15 protein-coding genes are annotated in these 19917 nt (G+C 57.4%); 13 read left to right on the top strand and 2 right to left on the bottom strand.

The window, feature by feature from the left end:
- Positions 1–18: 18 nt before the first annotated feature.
- Complete coding sequence (locus BLQ12_RS08970; protein WP_092210306.1) at positions 19–804, bottom strand: hypothetical protein; 786 nt, start codon at positions 802–804, stop codon at positions 19–21.
- Positions 805–828: 24 nt separating this feature from the next.
- A complete protein-coding gene (locus BLQ12_RS08965; RefSeq protein ID WP_092210305.1) occupies positions 829–1707 on the bottom strand; it encodes an alpha/beta fold hydrolase in 879 nt (292 codons plus the stop codon).
- A 1277-nt stretch (positions 1708–2984) separates the two neighbouring features.
- On the opposite strand from BLQ12_RS08965, the gene BLQ12_RS08960 reads away from it, so the two are divergent.
- The 13 genes from BLQ12_RS08960 to BLQ12_RS08900 all read left to right on the top strand — a co-directional run bounded on the left by BLQ12_RS08960 (position 2985) and on the right by BLQ12_RS08900 (position 19661).
- Positions 2985–4010, top strand: a complete 1026-nt coding sequence (locus BLQ12_RS08960) for a molybdopterin-binding protein (protein ID WP_092210304.1) — start codon at positions 2985–2987, stop codon at positions 4008–4010.
- A gap of 121 nt (positions 4011–4131) precedes the next feature.
- Complete coding sequence (locus BLQ12_RS08955) at positions 4132–6855, top strand: molybdopterin-dependent aldehyde oxidoreductase (RefSeq protein ID WP_092210303.1); 2724 nt, start codon at positions 4132–4134, stop codon at positions 6853–6855.
- A 250-nt stretch (positions 6856–7105) separates the two neighbouring features.
- Positions 7106–9391: a pyridine nucleotide-disulfide oxidoreductase/dicluster-binding protein gene (locus BLQ12_RS08950; RefSeq protein ID WP_092210302.1), complete on the top strand. Its 2286-nt coding sequence runs from the start codon at positions 7106–7108 to the stop codon at positions 9389–9391.
- A complete protein-coding gene (locus tag BLQ12_RS08945) occupies positions 9388–9600 on the top strand; it encodes a DVU_1557 family redox protein (RefSeq protein WP_092210301.1) in 213 nt (70 codons plus the stop codon). Before BLQ12_RS08950 ends, BLQ12_RS08945 begins: the two co-directional genes overlap by 4 nt.
- A 252-nt stretch (positions 9601–9852) precedes the next feature.
- The gene (trsM, locus tag BLQ12_RS08940; RefSeq protein ID WP_092210300.1) at positions 9853–10593 is read left to right on the top strand and encodes a DVU_1556 family methyltransferase; all 741 of its coding nucleotides are present in this window, start codon (positions 9853–9855) and stop codon (positions 10591–10593) included.
- Positions 10590–11036, top strand: a complete 447-nt coding sequence (locus BLQ12_RS08935) for a DVU_1555 family C-GCAxxG-C-C protein (RefSeq protein ID WP_092210299.1) — start codon at positions 10590–10592, stop codon at positions 11034–11036. Before trsM ends, BLQ12_RS08935 begins: the two co-directional genes overlap by 4 nt.
- A complete protein-coding gene (gene trsS, locus BLQ12_RS08930; RefSeq protein ID WP_092210298.1) occupies positions 11029–12393 on the top strand; it encodes a radical SAM (seleno)protein TrsS in 1365 nt (454 codons plus the stop codon). The genes BLQ12_RS08935 and trsS overlap by 8 nt, the downstream gene beginning before the upstream one ends.
- A 216-nt stretch (positions 12394–12609) precedes the next feature.
- Positions 12610–13983, top strand: coding sequence for a DVU_1553 family AMP-dependent CoA ligase (locus tag BLQ12_RS08925; protein ID WP_092210297.1), 1374 nt, complete (start codon positions 12610–12612; stop codon positions 13981–13983).
- Positions 13971–15020 (top strand): XdhC family aldehyde oxidoreductase maturation factor, encoded by a 1050-nt coding sequence (locus BLQ12_RS08920; RefSeq protein WP_092210296.1) that lies wholly within the window; start codon positions 13971–13973, stop codon positions 15018–15020. The genes BLQ12_RS08925 and BLQ12_RS08920 overlap by 13 nt, the downstream gene beginning before the upstream one ends.
- A 1-nt stretch (position 15021) precedes the next feature.
- Positions 15022–16149 (top strand): DVU_1551 family NTP transferase, encoded by a 1128-nt coding sequence (locus tag BLQ12_RS08915; RefSeq protein WP_092210295.1) that lies wholly within the window; start codon positions 15022–15024, stop codon positions 16147–16149.
- A complete protein-coding gene (gene cobC / locus BLQ12_RS08910; protein ID WP_139163916.1) occupies positions 16118–16705 on the top strand; it encodes an alpha-ribazole phosphatase in 588 nt (195 codons plus the stop codon). Before BLQ12_RS08915 ends, cobC begins: the two co-directional genes overlap by 32 nt.
- A 575-nt stretch (positions 16706–17280) precedes the next feature.
- Positions 17281–18543, top strand: a complete 1263-nt coding sequence (locus tag BLQ12_RS08905) for a hypothetical protein (protein ID WP_217640276.1) — start codon at positions 17281–17283, stop codon at positions 18541–18543.
- A gap of 296 nt (positions 18544–18839) precedes the next feature.
- A complete protein-coding gene (locus BLQ12_RS08900) occupies positions 18840–19661 on the top strand; it encodes a 5'-methylthioadenosine/S-adenosylhomocysteine nucleosidase (protein WP_092210292.1) in 822 nt (273 codons plus the stop codon).
- Positions 19662–19917 lie beyond the last annotated feature (256 nt).

Below are 19917 nucleotides of genomic sequence, written 5' to 3'. Positions count from 1 at the left end.
AAATGACGATAGAGATCCTTACTCCATTCCGGAAACCATCAACCCGACACCGGAAAACACGGAGAGTATGACAAACACCGGAATGATCATCGGCAGCGGAGAGCTTGTGCCTTTGCTGTTTTCCAAAAACATAAAAAGAAAAAGACCGCTGAACGCCACAAGGAGCCCGGCGATGGCCTTCGAGCATAAAATCAGAACCGCACCCAGGGCAATCCCGTAGCCTAAGGCCAGCATCCCCATAAGGACCCCGAAGCCGCGTAAAAGAAGAGTCGACCTGCTTGAGACCACGATATAAATGATACCGCAAAGCATATAAATGCCGCTTACACCATAGGCGTTGAGCAGAAAAAACGTTGCAAACGGATTATTCCCCGGAAAAAAAGTCACCCCCGCCAACGGATTCGACCCCATCACCCACAAGGCGGATACCACCCCCAGACAGACGGCACAGACATGCTCGAACAAACCCTTCAGCATCCACCTTTTTATGCCTGGGTATGTATCCATCCCCCCCCGGAACCTGTGAACAACAGTCTTTATAAAGATTCTCGCCCATGTCAACCCATAGCTTATCCCTGAAACAACAAGCACCGGTTCAAGGTAAGGAGCGCCGGATTTCAGGGCAATTTTCTGCAGAACAAACGCTCCAAGCACAACGAAAAGAAGCCTCTTGCACCACACGGGTAACCAGAAGCCGACCCGTTTGCTCAAACACACCCTGTAGAGCATAAACACAATGCGGGATGATCCATAGTTGATAAAAAACAGAAGCAATGCATAGCCGAGGTATTCATACGCTGTCATGTCCCCCCCCAATCTTACCCGTTATCAGACGTACCTGCCCGCCCAAGCCAGGATACGATCGAATATTTCCTCTCGATTCACCTCATTGAAATTCTCATGATAATTCGCCTCGTATGTTATGACGTCGGCAAGGCCCGCCGGAACATCGGCCATGGCCTGTTGACTCACCGCCGGGTCCGCCAGCCTGTCGTCCCCTGCGATCACGCAAAAAATGGGGAACCTGTCCCAGGTTTTCATGCGGGACACCACCCACTGCTGGGTCTTCTCAGACTCCACCCCCAGCCTGGCGGAAACCTTTGCGCTCCTTAAGCCACGCTTCTCGTCGTCAACATGGCGCTCGGTGATCTGTGCATCATGGGTCAGGAGGTGTGTCAACGCAGGGGGCGCCACCGAAAACGTCGGATGCACCTTAGCGACCACCCTGGAGGCATGGTACAGAACCTTCGGCACGGCCACCTTGTTCTTCAACCACGGTGAGGAGAGGATAAATCCCTTGATGTCTGCTTCTTTTCCCAGGGTCAGCCCATAGTAGAGGGCGATGAGGGCCCCGTTGGAGTGGGAGAGGATAAACACAGGGACACCGGGATGGTGCTCTTTCACCCAACCGATGTAGCCATGGATATCCCGCGCATACGTATCGTACGAATCAATGTGGAAGAAATTTCTGCCCCCCGGGTTGTACTCAGGGTACGTCCCGTGAAACCTCAGGTCCAGGGCATAGGTGGCAATCCCTTTGCCCTTGAAGTACTCAGCCGGCGTGCCCCAGTCTCCCCCGTGGGCCATGCCGCCGTGGATCCCGATATAAATCGCCGTTACCTCTGAGTCGGGAAGCCATGCCCGAGAGAGAAGCGTTGTGGTCTCATCCGCTTGATAGAGCTCGCACGTTGTTTCGCCGTAATTCACCGATTCACCTCCAGTCGTATGCCTCTAAAAACCAGCAGGTTCGCATCCAAATACTTATCAAGATGAGGTATTCTCTTTCTGCTCCGACGTCAAGACCTTCTTTGTCCCCGCCCCCCTCTCAGGACGTTCATCACGGACAGCATGTAAGGTATCCATCAATGGCACTGGCGACAAGAAAGCGAAAAAAGACCTGTTGAGCATAAGGGCTCAGCCGGAAAACAGCGACGCCCCAAATGTTGGACGTATGGACGATGACGGAAAGTCACCAACCGATAACGCTCATGGAATGCTATCGCACACGCCAATACGTGAATATTTTATTTCGGTCATAGCCCCGACATATCATTCGTTTGTCATCATACGACAACATCCAATGCGAAGGGATCCGACGATACTGATCAAAACAGCACAAGAGGGGCGGCACGGGCCATTTTCACAGGAACACTTTACCTCACCCGGCGAATCATTGTTAAAGTGCCGTCCCCGTCGTTTCCAAGCGATGAAAACGTTCATAAAGCAGCCCCCATGCCGCACACCATAAATCCCCCGTATCATAGTTCAAAACCTCATCCGTTACTTATCAGGAAACACCTGATTTTCATTACGATTCAGCCTGCCTGTTCCTTTAAAAAACGACCCCAAGCTATGGCGGTATTCGACGTGTGTGTTGCTTTGGGTCAGTTTCAGTTATCCCAGTCAAGCAATGGGAGGAATTTCCTCATCCCGTTGTGTCAATTTGACTCATTTTTTGAAATGTATTGACCTCAAAAAACAAACATGGTGTATTTTTATCAGCATCGATTATTCCCTGCAAAGGGAGCCTGACCAGCGCCACGATACATCGCAATCTATCAATGTTATCCGGCAATGGGTTCAGGTCCACGAAAATCCGGTTACGACTCTATAAGGTACACTCTGGAACAAGAAGGCCGCGTGATGAATCCCTCTGCATGTCCATGTAAAAAACTCCATAAAAAAGAACACGTTTTAGAGAGCACATCAGCATCCCGGGATACCGGTGACCGAAACCATCTCTGGTGTCCCCATTAGCCACCCCCACCCGATACCCTACCCGACGAAATCACTCTGCATCGCAGGGAGCCATCCCCCGCTCCGGAACCTCCGAGCCCTCCAAACGAGATGACCCCATACACGCCAAACGGAACAGGTTTCGCTCAGCCAGGGGTATCTGCTGCAGCACGACGCTGTGTTGGTCAAAAAACCGGCGCCGCAACCAGACAACAATGCCACCGCGCACGATAAGCAAAGGATATGAAATGAAATGTGTAGCAGTAGAAGAGGCAGAAGGCATGGTGATCTGTCACGACATGACGCGGATCATTCCCGGAGAGTACAAGGGCCCTGCATTTAAACGGGGACATATCATCCAGAAAAATGACATCCCCGAGTTGCTGAACATCGGCAAGGCAAACATTTATGTCTATGACATCCACAACGGTCTAGTCCACGAAGACGACGCGGCGGAACGAATCGCCAATGCCGCCAAGGGACAGGGAATAAAACTGAGCACCCCTTGCGAAGGAAAGGTCACCTTCAAGGCCTCACAGCCCGGCCTGCTCAAGATCAATGTGGATGCATTGCACAGAATAAACGAAATCGACGACACCGTCTTCTCCACCCTTCACACCAACCAGCAGGTAAAAAAAGGGCAGTCCCTTGCGGGGACGCGCATCATCCCCCTGGTGACCCAGGAGAAGAACATCATGGATGTCGAAGACATCTGTCGCCAGCACGGCCCCATCATTGAAATCAAACCATTCCCTGAGACAAAGGTGGGCATCGTCACCACCGGCAGTGAAATCTACTCCGGGCGCATTGAAGATAAATTCGGTCCCGTCCTTGTGGATAAATTTTCCAACCTCAACAGCCGGGTCATGGACCAGGTGTTTGTCTCCGACAACGTGGAGATGACGGTTAACGCCATCCACAACATGCTGGAAGCCGGCGCCGAACTCATCGCCGTAACAGGCGGCATGTCCGTGGACCCCGACGACCAGACACCGGCAAGTATCCGTGCGGCCGGGGGTGAAGTGATCATCTACGGATCCCCCATCCTCCCCGGCGCCATGTTTATGCTTGCCTATATCAAAGGCGTGCCGGTCGTAGGACTCCCCGGGTGCGTCATGTACCACAAGGCGAGCATCTTCGACCTCGTGGTGCCACGAATTCTAACGGGAGAAAAACTCACCAAGGCAGACATCATCGCCTTAGGGCATGGAGGTTTCTGCTCCAACTGCCCGGAGTGCCGCTACCCCCTCTGCAGTTTCGGAAAGGCGTGCTGAACCCGTCACATGCAGGGCCCCCGGAGCGTCTCCGGGCAACACACAAAACAAACCACACCACCTTCTCAACGTATCGCGGTGGTCGGCAAGGAACGACCTGTCTATTTCTAAGGAGAAACACATGATCAAAAGAACCCTGACAATCAATGGCGTTGAAAAATCAGTCATCACCAAGCCCGATACGTCGCTTGCCGATGTGCTCCGGGAGCAGCTCCGCATCACCTCCGTCAAGGTGGGATGCGGCACAGGGCAGTGCGGCGGTTGCAGCGTCATCATGGACGGCAAAGTCATCCGCTCCTGCATCACCAAGATGAAGCGGGTCAAGGACGGCACCTCCATCATCACCCTGGAGGGCATCGGAACCCCCAACAACCTCCACCCCATCCAGCTCGCATGGATTGCCAACGGCGGAGCCCAGTGCGGATTCTGCACCCCCGGCTTCATCGTCTCCACCATGGCCCTTTTGGAATCCAACCTGAGCCCCACGCGGGAAGAGGTGCGCGACTGGTTCCAGAAACACAAAAACGTCTGCCGCTGCACGGGCTACAAGCCCCTTGTGGACTCCGTCATGGACGCGGCAAAGCTGATGCGCGGCGAAATCACAGAAGACGACCTGCGCTTTAAGATCCCTGAAGACGGCCGCATCTGGGGCACCAAATACCCCCGCCCATCCGCCATCGCAAAGGTCACCGGCACCTGCGATTTCGGTGCGGACCTGGGCATCAAGATGCCCTCGGACACCCTCCGCCTGGCCCTGGTCCAGGCCGAAGTGTCCCATGCGAACATCCTCTCCATCGACACCTCCGAAGCCGAAAAAATGGACGGGGTCTTTAAAGTCGTCACCCACAAGGATGTGGTCGGTAAAAACCGCATCACCGGCCTCATCACCTTCCCCTCGAACTTAGGCGACGGCTGGGAACGACCCATCCTCTGTGATGACAAAATTTTCCAGTACGGCGATGCCATCGCCGTTGTCTGTGCCGACACCGAAGAACACGCCAAAGAGGCCGCCAAAAAAGTGAAGGTGGAGATCGAGCAGCTCCCCGAATACATGAACGCCTATGCGGCCATGGCCGAAGACGCCCTGGAGATTCACCCCGGCACCCCCAACGTCTATTTCACCCAGAAGATCGTCAAGGGTGAAGAGACCGCGCCGGTCTTCGACAAAGCCGATGTGGTCATCGAGGATGACTTCTATGTCGGCCGCCAGCCCCACATGCCCATCGAGCCCGATGTCGGTTTTGCCTATTACGATGAAAACGAGGACATGATCATCAGCTCCAAGTCCATCGGCATCCACCTGCACCAGGCCATGATCGCCCCGGGCATCGGCATTGACCCCGACAAGCTCAAGCTCACTGCCAACCCCGCCGGCGGCACCTTCGGGTACAAATTCAGCCCCACCATGGAGGCCCTGCTGGGCGTGGCATGCATGGCCACCAAGCGCCCCGTGTTCCTCAACTACACCTGGTACCAGCAGCAGACATACACCGGCAAGCGCTCCCCCTTCTTCATGAACGTCAAGTTTGCCGCAGACAAAGAGGGCAAGCTCCTCGGCATGGAGTCCGACTGGACCGTTGACCACGGTCCCTACTCCGAGTTCGGCGACCTCCTTACCCTCCGCGGCGCCCAGTTCATCGGTGCCGGTTACGACATCGCTAACATCCGCGGCGAAGGCCGCACGGTGTGCACAAACCACGCCTGGGGTTCTGCCTTCAGGGGCTACGGAGCGCCCCAGAGCGTCTTCGCCTCCGAGGTGCTGATGGACGAGCTGGCAGAAAAGCTCAACATCGATCCCTTAGAGATCCGCTACAAAAACGCCTACAGAAAAGGGTGCACCACCCCCACCGGTCAGGAGCCTGACGTCTTCTGCATCCCCGAGCTCATCGACACCATGCGCCCCGAGTACGCCGAGGCCAAAAAATCGGCCGCGGCGCGCTCCACAGACGAGGTGAAATGCGGCGTCGGCCTGGCCCTGGCCGTTTACGCAGCAGGCCTTGATGGCCCGGACTCCGCAGAGTCCTGCGTGGAGCTCAACGAAGACAACACCGTCACCATGTTCTCCAGCTGGGGCGAGCACGGCCAGGGCGCCGACATGGGCACCCTGGGCACCGCCCACGAGGCCCTGCGCCCCCTGAACCTGGCACCGAACGACATCAAGCTGGTGATGAACGACATGCGCACCACACCCAACGCCGGCCCTGCCGGCGGAAGTCGCTCCCAGGTTGTGGTGGGTCAGTCGGTGAAAGCCGCCTGTGAAGCCCTTCTGGACGCCATGCGAAAATCCGACGGGACCTTCCGCACCTACGAGGAGATGAAAGCGGAGAACATTCCCTTCAAATACTCCGGCACATGGACCGCACCCTGCACGGACTGCGATGAAAACGGACAGGGCAACCCCTTCCCCTGCTTCATGTACGGCTTCTTCATGGCCGAGACCGATGTGGAGATCAAAACCGGCAAGACCACGGTCACCAAAATGACCATGGTCGCCGACGTGGGCGTGGTCAACAACAAACTGGTGGTGGACGGCCAGCTCTACGGCGGCCTCGCCCAGGGCATCGGCCTGGCCCTCAGCGAAGAGTACGAGGACATCAAAAAGCACTCCAACATGAAGGGTGCCGGTATCCCCTACATCAAGGACATTCCCGACAACATCAACCTGATCTACGTGGAGACGCCCCGTCCCAACGGCCCCTTCGGTGCCTCAGGATGCGGCGAGATTCCCCTGGCATCTCCCCATGCAGCCATCATCAATGCGATCTACAACGCCTGCGGCGTGCGCATCACCAAGCTGCCCGCAAAACCGGAAAAAGTGTTGGCCGCGTTGAACGCAAAAAAATAGAACAGCAAGATAGCTTATTGAAAAAAGCCTCCGGCGGCCCTGCCGGGGGCTAAACTTTTAAAAAGTTTAATAAACAGGCCTTAGAAAAAGAGTATTGAGTCACGTTTGATTTTTTAGGGCGTATGTGATTTTCCCCGAGGAATGAGGGGAAAAGCGCATTCGCAACCTGGGATCCCCTGGCCGCCGGAGGCATGCTTTTCCTGTCCACTTTAACCATAGAAGGCAAACTGAATTCCACCCGTGAGGCGCAATGGAACAAAAAGAGCTTAGAGAACTGGAACAGCGGTGCATCCAGGATGAACCCCCTTTCTGCACGGCGGCCTGTCCCCTTCATATGGACGCCCGCCTTTTCCTGCAGCACATGGCCCACGGCAAGACCCAGGCGGCACGGAAGATCCTGGACAAGACCCTCCCCTTCCCCGCCATCTTGGGGCGCATCTGCGACCACCCCTGTGAAGCCCGGTGCAGGCTCGGTGAAGCGGGTGACCCCATTGCCATAGGGGCCCTGGAACGCGCCTGTGTCTCCAGCACCCCCACCGGCAAAACCCGCGTTCTCGTCCCCCAAAAAGAGAAAAGGGTTGCCCTGGTGGGCAGCGGCATGAGCTCCCTCACCGCCGCCTGGGACCTCGTAAGAAAAGGCTACCCCGTACACCTGATTGACCCCGCCCCATCCCCCGGCGGAACCCTTCAGGGAATCCCCGAAGCCACCCTCCCCCGTGGCATCATTGCCGACGCCTTGGCTGAGCTCCGGGAGATGGGCGTGCAGCTGGAGACCACGGGGCCCATGGATTCAGAAAGAATAGACACCCTCTGCACCACCTTTGATGCGGTCTATGTGGGACTGGACAGTGCCAGTGAGAAGAACCCCGTTGTCACCTTCACAGGGGACCCATCCGGTTCCACCGACAGAGAGAACCTTTTTGCTGGGGGCCGGAGCACCCCCGCCAACTCGCCGGTGCTCCTCGCCGCCCAGGGTCGCTGGGCCGCCACCTCCATGGACCGATTCCTCCAGAACGTCTCCATGACCGCAGGCCGGGAAACCGAAGGCGCCGTCACATCGAGGCTCTACACCAACATGGACGGTGTGGCACACGCCCCGCGCACCATCGCTGCAAACCCAAACCAGGGCTACACCCCCGAAGAGGCCTCCACCGAGGCCACGCGCTGCATCCAGTGCGAATGCCTGGAGTGCGTCAAGGTGTGCCCCTACCTGGAAAAGTACAAGGGATCGCCCCGGGAATACGTGCGCCGGATCTACAACAACCTCTCCATCGTCAAGGGGACCCGCACCACCAACAAGATGATCAACTCCTGCAATCTCTGCGGTCTCTGCGAGACCGTCTGCCCCACGGGTTTCTCCATGGCCGAGGTGTGCCACACCTCCCGACAGCACATGGTGGAGACCGGCAAGATGCCGCCCTCGGCCCACGAGTTTGCCCTGCTGGACATGGCCTTCAGCAACAGCGACGACTTCTTCCTTGTCCGCCATGCGCCGGGTGAATCCTCAAGCGCGTGGCTCTTTTTTCCCGGGTGCCAGCTCGGCGGAGCCTCCCCGGCCCACGTCGCCCAGGCCTACGGCTACCTTAGGGAGACCCACGACACAAAAACCGGCCTCATGCTCGGCTGCTGCGGCGCACCAGCCCACTGGGGCGGTGATGTGCCCCTCTTTGAATCCGTGCTGGCCCAGATCAAAGCAGGGTGGAAAAACTTAGGAAATCCGCAGATCATCACCGCCTGCAGCAGCTGCCAGAGCGTCTTCTCCCAGTTTCTCCCCGAAGCGGACACCGTCTCCCTCTGGAGCCTCATGGCAGACCACGGGCTGCCCGCTACAGTCGGCGACTCCCAAACGGAGACCCTTCCCCTGGCCGTCATCGACCCCTGCACCGCACGCCACGAAACCAACGTCCAAAAGAGCGTCCGCCTTTTGCTGAATGACCTTGGCGCAACAGTGGAAGAGCTCCCCTTCAGCGGGGAGCGAACCGAGTGCTGCGGCTTCGGCGGGCTCATGTCCAACGCCGACCCCGACGTGGCCCGGGACCTGCTGGAACGCCGCGTCCAGCAGAGCCCCCTGGACTACCTGACGTACTGTGTGGTCTGCCGGGACCACCTCGCCTCCACAGGAAAAAAAACGAGCCACCTCTTTGACCTCATCTGGCCGGAAAACAGATCGACAAACCCGGGCTACTCCCTTCGGCAGGAGAACCGAACCCGCCTGAAGTCGAACATCCTTAAAACCCTGTGGCACGAAGAGAGCGAACCGGAAGCGCCCCACAGAAAGATCCCCCTGCAGATCGCCCCCGATGTCCAGGACATCCTGGAGAGCCGGAGAATTCTTAAAGAGGACATCCAACAGGTGCTTTACCACGTGAAAAACGGCGGTGAGTGGTTGACCAACCCGACAAACGGCCACAGGCTCGCCTCGTACAAACCCCGGAAGGTGACATTCTGGGTGGAGTACCAGAAGCTCGACGATGCCTGGGAAATCTACAACGCCTATTGCCACCGCATGACCGTGGCAAAAGGAGACCGCCAATGAGCCAGATGAAAATGACCGACGGCCCCGTGGACTGGGAGTGCGGCCAATGCAAAAAAAAACTATCCCCCGGCAAGGTAAACCTCGACTACATGGGCAGCCGATTTACCGTGGAACTCATGACTTGCCCGGACTGCGGGTTCGTCTACATCCCCGAAGACCTCGCCATGGGAAAAATGGCCGAAGTGGAGCTGATCCTGGAGGATAAATAAGGGCCAAAGCAAAAAACAGCCTTCTATGGTTAAAGTGCATGGAAAAAAGCCTCCGGCGGCAAGGTGTGCCACCTCGAAAGCGGGTTGCAATGGACCTCTCCTGCAAAAACAGTTGCCACATGCCACACATCACGCGAATGCCCCGAGAACGATCGCATAATGGCTGCCTCCATGCATTCGCCATAGGGTTTCAAGGTGCCCCCACCTTGCCGCCGGAGACTTGCTTTTAACAACCCGGGACACCAATAAAAAATGAAAGAAAAAAAGACCGACATCATATCTGTTTACGAAGAGGATCACGTCCGTTCTGTGACCGGCCCCACCATCAGACCGGGGGGCTTTGCCCTCACCGATCGGGCCATGGCGTTCTGCGGGTTTCCGGAGAGAAGCCGGGTTCTCGATGCCGGATGCGGGTGCGGGGCCACGGTCCGGCACCTTCAGCGCAGATGGGGCCTGACAGCCACCGGCGTGGATCTCTCCCAGCGGCTCCTTGCGGACAGGCTGCAAGACGGCCCCCTGGAGCTGATCCGGGGCGATGCGGGCAGGCTCCCCATCGGCACCGACACCATGGACGGCCTCACCTGCGAGTGCGCCCTCTCCATCATGCCCGACCCGAAAGCCGTCTTGCAGGAGTACCACCGGGTGCTGAAACCCAAGGGATACCTGATCCTGACCGACATCTACCTCCGGGCTGAGTCTCCACGGCTCTGTGGCAGCCTGCCCATCAACGCCTGCTTCTCCGGGGCGGTGACCCGGGATGAGCGGACACGTCAGATCGAGGCCGCGGGTTTTTCCATCCTCCTCTGGGAGGACCACACCAAGCTGCTAAAAGAGCTGGCCGCCCGCTTTGTCTTCGAGCTCGGCTCCCTCAAAAAATTCTGGGAGCATATCCTCCCCTGTGACTGCTCCGGCAAAACAGGGGACCTCATAAGACAAGGGAAACCCGGCTATTCACTGCTCATTGCACAAAAAACACAGGACACATCATCATGAACGATCTTTTATTCAAGCTCATTGAGCTCTCATCCAGGGGGTATTGCTGCAGTCAGATCCTCCTGCTTCTGGGGCTTGAGAACCTGGACCGGGAGAACCCGGATCTTGTGCGCGCCATGGCGGGGCCCTGCATGGGCCGTTGCGGCGGGGTCTGCGGCGTGCTCCCCGGTGCGGCTTGTCTGCTCTCCCTGTATTGCGCCAAGGGTCAGGACCATGAAACCGCGCATGAAGGGATGCCCTTTATGCTTGAAGAGCTCGATGACTGGTTTGCCGAGTACACGGCGGAGCACCACGGCGGCATGCAATGCGAGCAGATCGCGGGAGATACCTCTGCAGGGCCGGACATGGGCAAATGCAGGGACATCATCATGGCTGCCTACGCAAAAGTGATGGAGATTATGGACATCCACGGCATTGATCCGGCAGGAGAGGACCATGCGTAAGGGAAAAATCCTCTCCGAGACGGAGAGCCTCTGCCCGGTGTGTTTCCATAAGATACCGGCACGCCGCGTTCGGTACGGCGAGGACCTCTTCCTTGAGAAGCGCTGCCCCATGCATGGGTCATTTAAAACCGTCATATGGCGGGGATCGCCCGAATTCTCCGCATGGTCACGCCCGAAAATCCCGTCGCCGCCGAAACAAAGCCTCACCCCGGTGGCCAAGGGCTGCCCCTTTGACTGCGGGCTCTGCCCGGAGCACGGCCAGCACACCTGCACCGCCCTTTTAGAGATCACCCAGCGGTGCAACATGAGCTGCCCGGTCTGCTTTGCCGCCGCCCGTGAAGATGGAACGGCGGGAACCCCGGAGCCCGACCCCGATATGGCGACCCTTAAATTCTGGTACCAGCGGGTGAAGGAGGCCAGCGGTCCCTGCAACATTCAACTCTCCGGGGGAGAGCCCACCGTAAGGGATGACCTGCCCGAGATCATTGCCATGGGCAAAGAGGCCGGGTTTGAGTTTATCCAGCTGAACACCAACGGCCTGCGCCTTGCCCGGGAGAAGGGGTTTGCCCTTCGCCTGAAAAAAGCGGGGCTCTCCTCGGTCTTTCTCCAGTTTGACGGCACCGATGATGCGGTGTACCGGGTCACCCGGGGGCGCGCGTTATTCAACCTAAAACAGGCGGCGATCCGCCACTGCGTGGAGGCGGGCATCGGGGTGGTCCTTGTCCCCACGGTGGTACCGGGTGTCAACGACCACATGCTGGGGGAGATCATCCGATTCGGGTTGAGCCATGCCCCGGGGGTCCGTGGCGTGCACTTCCAGCCCGTGAGCTACTTCGGGCGCTACCCCACCCCGCCGGCGGACCGCAACCGCATCACCATCCCGGAGGTGATCAGCCGCATCGCGCACCAATCCAACGGGGCCATTGACGCCGACCATTTCCGACCCCCGGGCTGTGAACACGCCCTCTGCTCGTTCCACGGCAACTTTATGATCATGCCGGACAACGCGCTAAAACCCCTCACCCGGGAGGGCAAGGATAGCTGCTGCACGGCCCCCGTAATTGCCAAGGAAGGAGCCAGGCAGGCCATCTCCACGGTGGCGAGGCAGTGGGCGGCCCCCAATGCCTGCGCATGCACGGCACAGCCCATGGATGATTTGGACCGGTTTCTCAACCGTGCCAAAACCCATATTTTTGCCATCTCCGGCATGGCGTTTCAAGACGCATGGAACATCGATATCGAACGGCTGAAGGGGTGCTGCATCCACACGGTCTCCCCCGACGGGCGGCTCATTCCCTTCTGCGCGTACAATGTAACCAACAGCCGGGGAGAGGCGCTGTACAGGGGCCAGGCATAAAAAAAACCTCCGGCGGCCCTGCCGGGGGCTAAACTTTTGAAAAGTTTAACAAACAGGTTTTAAGGGCATATTTAAAATAACGCTGGCACAAATACGAATGTAATTTGGCCCAAGGAATCAAGGACAAAACGCATTCGTAGCCCGCTTTCAAGGTGGCACACCTTGCCGCCAGAGGCTTTCTTCCATGCACTTTACCCATAGAAGGCAACCGATCGAATGACCCACTCCATACCGATCTCACCCATTGAGTCCTGGGTTCATAAAAAGATAAGCGCCCCGGGTGCGCGGTTGACCCGGGAAGCCCTCACCCGGTACCAGATGGCCAGGGTACAGGAGACCCTGGACCATGCCCTTGAAAGGAGCCCTTTTTACAAAAAGGCATGGCGCACATTTGCAGGAAAAAAGATCAAAGCCCCTTCGGACCTTCACGACCTGCCCTTCACAAAGCCCGAAGATATCCAAAACGCTCCCCTGGGGTTTCTCACCGTCTCCCAGGATGAGATCGCCCGTGTGGTGACCTTGAACACATCGGGAACCACGGCAGCCCCCAAGCGGATCTTCTTTACGGAGGAGGACCTGGAATTGACCGTGGACTACTTCGCCCACGCCATGGCCGATTTTGTCTCTGCCGGGGAGACCGTAACCATCTTCATGCCGGGGGACAAACCCCACAGCATCGGACAGCTTATTCGAGACGGGCTCAACCGAATCGGGGTTGAGGGCATTGTGGCCGGGCCCGTGTCCGATCCCCACAAGGCCTGCGGGCTTATAGCAAACACGGGGGCGGCCTGCCTCATCGGCATCCCCACCCAGATGCTTCACCTGGCACGAACCCATAGGAAAAGCGCAGCGCCCGGGCAAAACATCCGAAGCGTCATCCTCAGTGCCGATTACGTGCCCCGGTCCATGGCCCAAGCCATTGAGTCTGCCTGGGGGTGCCGGGTCTTCGATCACTACGGCATGACGGAGATGGGATACGCAGGCGGAGTCGCATGCCGCGGCGAATGCGGGTACCACTTCCGGGAAGCGGATCTTTACCTTGAAATCATAGACCCGGCATCGGGCCGCCCCGTCAATGACGGGGAGCCGGGGGAGGTGGTTTTCACCACCCTGACCCGCAAGGGCATGCCCTTGATCCGGTACAGAACAGGAGACAAAGCGCGATTCAGCCCCCACCCGTGCCCCTGCGGCACCGTGTTGAGACGCCTCGACCCGGTGCTGGGCCGGACAACCGGAGGCATGTCTCTGAAAAACGGCAGCGTGCTCACCCTGCCGGAGTTGGATGAAGCCCTGTTCTCAGTACCGGGCCTGCTCAACTTCACGGCGGAGCTGAGCGGTGACTCTGAAAATAAAGGCGAAACGGATATCCTTCGCATCTCCCTGCTCACCGTACCGACTGCAACGGCAACCGCCCGGTACACGGCCCGGCAGCAGGTGGCGCACATCGATACCATCATAAGGGCCATGGACGACGGGGCCCTCTCCCTGGCGGAACTCAGCACCGACTGCCGCCCCCGGGGCACCACCGGCATGGTCAAACGCACATTCACAGACAACAGATCACCAAGGCAACAGATATGGAAAAGATAGAAAAAGAGATATGCACACTGATTGAACGGAACGAGTCCTTTGTCATGGCCACCATCTTAAGCCAGACAGGCTCCACCCCGAGGCTTCCTGGGACCCGCATGCTTATCCGTAAAACCGGTGACATCATCGGAACCATCGGAGGGGGACTTGTGGAGGCCCAGGCCATGGCCGCCGCCCCCGGCCTGTTTAAAAAAGGTGGGGCCCTCATCGCCTCCTTCGACCTGAACACCGAAGGAATCAAAGAGGGCATGGACATGATCTGCGGCGGGGAGATGGAGGTCCTCATGGAGGTTGTCACGCCGTCTGAACCCACCCTGGCCATGTTCTCCACATTTCTGACATCCGTGGCCCAAGGCGCAAAAGCCGTGCTCGTGGCCGATATCAGCGGCGTGGACAACCAGGGCGGCACGGTCAGGCGCTGCCTGTACACGGCTGCCGGAAGCCTCCACGGCGACACGACCATGCCCCTTTCCACCCTCAAGTCCCTTCTCCAACAAACAGGAAACGAGCGATCCCCTTCCATCATCCGGATGGAAACCGGGTTGTTTCTGGCAGAGCCTGCCTTCTCCTCGGGGACGGTGTATCTCTTCGGTGCGGGCCACGTCTCCAGGCAGGTAGCCCGGCTGACGCACATGGTTGGCTTCCGGACCATCGTTATGGACGACAGGGCGGAGTTTGCGAACACAGATCGTTTTGAAACGGCTGAAGCTGTCATCGTCACGGAGACCTTTGACGATTGCCTCGCCTCCTTTTCCATGGACGAAGAGAGCTATATCGTCATCCTCACCCGGGGCCACAGCCACGACCAGACCGTGCTGGAACAGGCCATCCGTACCGAGGCCGGATACATCGGCATGATCGGCAGCAGAAAAAAACGCACCGCCATTTACGAATCCATGATTGAAAAGGGTTATTCCCAGGAGGCCCTTGAAACGGTCCACTCCCCCATCGGCATTGCCATCGGTGGAGAGACGCCGGAGGAGATCGCCGTGAGCATTGTGGCTGAACTGATAAAAGAGCGTTCAAGCAAGGCTTAATATGAAAAAAATAACAGCCATTATCCTGGCCGGAGGAAAATCCAGCCGCATGAACGGCCCCTTCAAGCCCCTGCTGCCCGTGGGAGACACCCCGGCACTGGAGCGATGCGTCGGCATGTTCAGGCAGGCCGGGGTAAACGAAATCCTGTGCGTCACCGGCCACAACCACCGGGTCCTCTCCGAGCGTTTGGCAGCACTCGGCGTAAAAGAGCATCTCAACCCGGACCATGAAGAGGGAATGTTCTCATCCATCCAGGCAGGGGTCTCCCAACTGGACCCTTCCTGCGCTGCTTTTTTCGTCCTGCCCGTGGACATCCCCCTCGTTCGACGCAGCACGGTCGAAAGGCTCTGTGAAGCCTGGCACAAGGGGAAAAAGACCATTCTTTACCCCGTGTTCCGGGATAAGCGCGGGCACCCTCCCCTGATACCTGCAGCCCATGCCGGGGAAATCCTGGCCTTTCAGGGAGACGGAGGGCTTCGAGCGGTTCTGGCGAGCCATGAAGCCAAAGCCCTGGACATTCCCGTTGCCGATGAATGCATGCTCATGGACATGGACACCATGGACGACTATCGCCTCATAAACGAAACATACAAACGCTACGAGATCCCCTCCGCCGACGAGTGCCGCGCCCTGATGACGGACGTCCTCGGCGTAAAAGAATCCATCATCGATCACTGCAGGGCGGTGGCTGACGTCACTGCCGGCTTAGGCGAAGAGATCAACCGGTGCGGTGGCTCCCTTGACCTTCCGCTTCTCAAGGCGGCCGCCCTCCTCCACGACCTGGCAAGGCACCAGAAAAGCCATGCCCGGGCCGGGGCCCTTCTGCTTCGCGGCATGGGGTTTTCCGCCGTGGCGGAAATCGTTGCCGTTCATATGGAGATGCCCCCGGAAGATGCTCGAAGCAACAAGATATCCGAGGCCGAAGTCCTCTTCCTTGCCGACAAACACGTTTCAGGAACCAGGCGCGTCACCTTGGGGGAACGATTCGGTGCGGGCATGAAAAAATACGGTCACGACCCCGAAGCCGCCCAGGCCATTGAAAGACGGCACCGGGCCGCCATGGACATTGAACGAAAAATAGGAGCATGCATCCACCGTGATTTATCTGATGAGGCATGGCGAGATTGAAACATCCGGCGAAAAGCGGTACGTGGGCCAAAAAGATCTCCCTTTGAGTCGACGGGGAATCTCACAGGCAAAGGCGTGGAGCGCGCGCCTCAAAGACATCCCCTTTGACCGGATCCTCTGCAGCGGCCTCTCCCGAACACAGGAGACGGCCCGCATCATCGCTGGCAGTCGCCCCCTCCCCGTGGAGTCCCTTGCAGGATTCCGGGAAATCAACTTGGGCACGTGGGACGGCGAGCTGATGGCCACCATAAAAAAACGTGAGCCCGAGGCATGGCACCAACGGGGAGAGAACCTGGCAGGTTTCCGCCCACCCGGCGGGGAGAGCTTTGCAGACCTCCAGGAAAGAGCCCTCCCCCTCTTAAACAGGGTTGCCTCATCGGCCCGAGGCAACGTGCTGGTCGTTGCCCACGCCGGGGTGAACCGGGCCATGCTATGCGGAATCCTCGGCATGCCCCTGGGCAACCTCTTTTCGATTGCCCAGGATTACGCCTGCCTCAACCTTCTCCGGTATAAAAACACCTGGACGGTAAAGGCCATGAACCTGACCATGCCATAAGGACCCTGGGGGGCATCCCGCCCCCATCCCTGTTCCGGATATCCTGCCTTGACAAATTACTTGCACTGTAACTATAACATCTCCTCAAGACAGCAAGATAAAGTAATCTTGACATCCAACCTTCATTAGCCTGCAAAAGCAGATATACAAATGATTGCTGCGCCACAAAACAAACGGTAAGTAATCACAGACACCCTCTCTGCGCCCCAACCGAGTAAAAGTTGACAAAAGCACTGCTTTTGTATCGTGCCTCAGGTCATGTAACGAATCATGCCATTGAACTATCGGGCATCAGGGCCTCGGCCGTGTATCTACCCCCCCCTTTGATAGGCCCCCCCCCAAGACGTTTTGTAATCAGCTTGCAATGCCGGCCTTTGCCGCCAAACAGGAGAGGCTGGGTTTTCTCCCTTTGTGTCATCGCCCAGGCAGCACAATCCGGGCAATTACGCCCGTAAACCATAGAAGCATTCGAACCAAAGACAGGTATGACACCATCAACCAAAGGAGAGTAGTGTATGCGTCGCGTAATCGTAGTGTGTTTTGTGTATTTGTTTATGACTCAGAGCGCCTTTTCCATGGGTACGCTCACCACGTGGCAGGACCGGTACGCTGAAAAAAACGAAGCAACATTGAAAGACGGGCTGGGGGGCTGGAACGTTTTGTCCGAGGATTACCGTAAACCCCACATTCTGGATGGGTTGTCCCTTGAATGGGACTACTTCAGCATCCACGACAAAAACGGAAAATTTACCGGGGTCGTGGCATACCTGGTGGCCGATCCCGAAGGGCACCTGGGCGACCCGGAGTATGTCCTGGAGCCCAACCTCATGCCGTCAGGGGCCAACATGGCCTGTTTCGGAAAAGTGGGAAAAACAGGCTCCCGATACGCCGACTACGTCAATTTCGGCCTCGACTTCGAAGCGAGCAGCTCGGAGCGTTCCTTTTTTGCGACCAAACCGGCAGAGGGCACCTACGGCAAAGTGGTTCCCATGCGAAAAGGGGACGGCAAGCCGGACCGATTGATTCTGTCAGGCAAAACCGTGCACTTTGAGTGGGAGCTTGAAGTCAGTCAACTCTGGGCCGGAGAAAACTCACCGGAAGGATTTTCCTATCCTGATTATCACGCTCTTAAGGAAAAAACCTGGGAAGTGGGCCATGATCTCCATCTTGAACTCGAACGCCTGGAGCATTGGACCGTTAACATGAACTGGCCCTCCACCAAGGTCGATGGCTGGATCAGGGACCTGACAACAGGTGAACGCATGCAGATCGACGGCCACGGCTACCGGGAAAACTCATTCGGCCGGTGGGCCTTTGCCCTGGGAGGCTGGGACTTCTTTTTCATGTCCGACCTGGAAAACAAGGTGCAATTCGGTTTTCAGACCTATCACCACGGTACGGAAGACCTCGATTACCTGGATGTTGATTTCCTTGACAACGGAACACCAAAAACAGTCAGGTTCCGGGCAGACCAAGGGGAGCTGGGCTGGCACCATGCGTCCTGGGCGTGGAGCCCGGAGGTCTTTCAATGCAGGCCCCTTGATTCCTCGATTATCGGGATCAACGACGAATACACCGTAGCGGCATATGTGGATATCGGCGATAATTTTGCCGGCCTCCTCTCCGATGTGACCTGGGTTACCGGTGCCTACCAGATAACCACCATGTTCCCCATGTTTTCAGGGACCATTACCCGCACGGGGACAGAAGAGGTCGTGGCCGAATTTTCCGGCCAGGGCGGCGGCGAATTCTCCCTCCTCAAAAGTCCCGTTGAAAAAAATGACCCCTGGTGCAATCGGTGCATGGGCACATACAATCAGGATATCAGCGAACAGTAAGGGCTCAGACACACCATAAAGTCTATACATGCCGCCGGAGGCAGCCCGGTTAAAGAGGCCTCCGGCGGCCCTGCCGGATGCCGCCTTGTCTCCCTGCCGACCTCGTATACATGACTCGACAGAAACGCTTTAAACTGGACTTATCACTACGCCCTGTGCGATAGGGGAATTCTCGCCCCGTTCCGGGCAGGTTTTCGTCAGGGACCGGAAGGAATGTGCCTTCAGTCGAGCCACCACGCTCAAGACAGGCCCCCTCCGTCCTTATTTACATGAATCCAGAAAGAAAGAAGCACGTCATGACCAAAAGAGTATCCGTCCTGCTGGCCGCCATTCTGTTCGCAGTCGCCATCATGGGTAGCAGCCACGCCTTTGCTGCCCCTGAAAATCGCCCCATCGTTATCCAGGGTGCCATGGATGTCGAGACACAGTTTATGATCTCAAAGCTGGCTGATGTTGAAGAGCTCACCATGGGCGGCTGGCGTTTTTTCAAAGGGACCCTCGAAGGGTACCCCGTAGTGATTGCAAAGACCGAGGTCGGCATGACCAATGCCGCGGCATCCACTGTGCTTGCCATCGAAACATTCAACCCGTCCGCCATCATCAACCAGGGCACCTCCGGGGGCCATGACCCCAAGCTTCACCGGTACGACATTGTCTTAGGAACAACGTCCGTGAACTTCGGAAACTTCAGAACAGAGCACGGTGACGCCGGCAAAGGCGTGAAGCCCGAAAAATGGATCCCCATGACCCTCACCATCAATGTAAAGGGAGAACCCAAAGAATTTCAGGATTTCAAAGGGGATTCTCACCTGCTCAAGGTGGCTGAAAACACGGCGGGTACCTACAAAAACGGCAAAGTGGTCAAGGGCGTCATCGGCTCGGCAGACCAGTGGAACCGCGAGCTTGATCGCATCGACTGGATCCATGCCACCTACAAGACATCCGCAGAAGAGATGGAAACCGCCTCCGCAGCCCAGGTTGCCGAAGCCTACGGCGTCCCCTTCCTGGGAATCCGAATCCTCTCCAACTCCGAAATCCACGACGAGGGGTTTGACCCCAAGGCGGGCGTCTACTGCCAGGAATATGTGCTGAATGTGGTAAAGAAGCTTATCCGATAAGGCACGAAGCCCCGGATGCTTGGCGGGGTACCTTGAATGCTGATTGCCGCAGCGCTTTACCCTTCCTTACGGGTAAGGCGTTGCGGAATTTTCTAAAAGTACACAGTTAATTTCTGCGCAAGCCCTATCCCTGAGGTGTATTCTATCAGGCTGGACGATTCATATTATTGATCCACCAACCGCCTGCGTCAGTTTATGGATGAAATTTCCGTTTTTCTGAGGGGCCGTTATATTCCATGAATCTATTTTCTCTTGT

This window comes from Desulfoluna spongiiphila (genome assembly GCF_900101345.1).
GTDB lineage: Bacteria > Desulfobacterota > Desulfobacteria > Desulfobacterales > Desulfolunaceae > Desulfoluna > Desulfoluna spongiiphila.
This window is presented reverse-complemented; position numbering and strand designations above follow the sequence as displayed.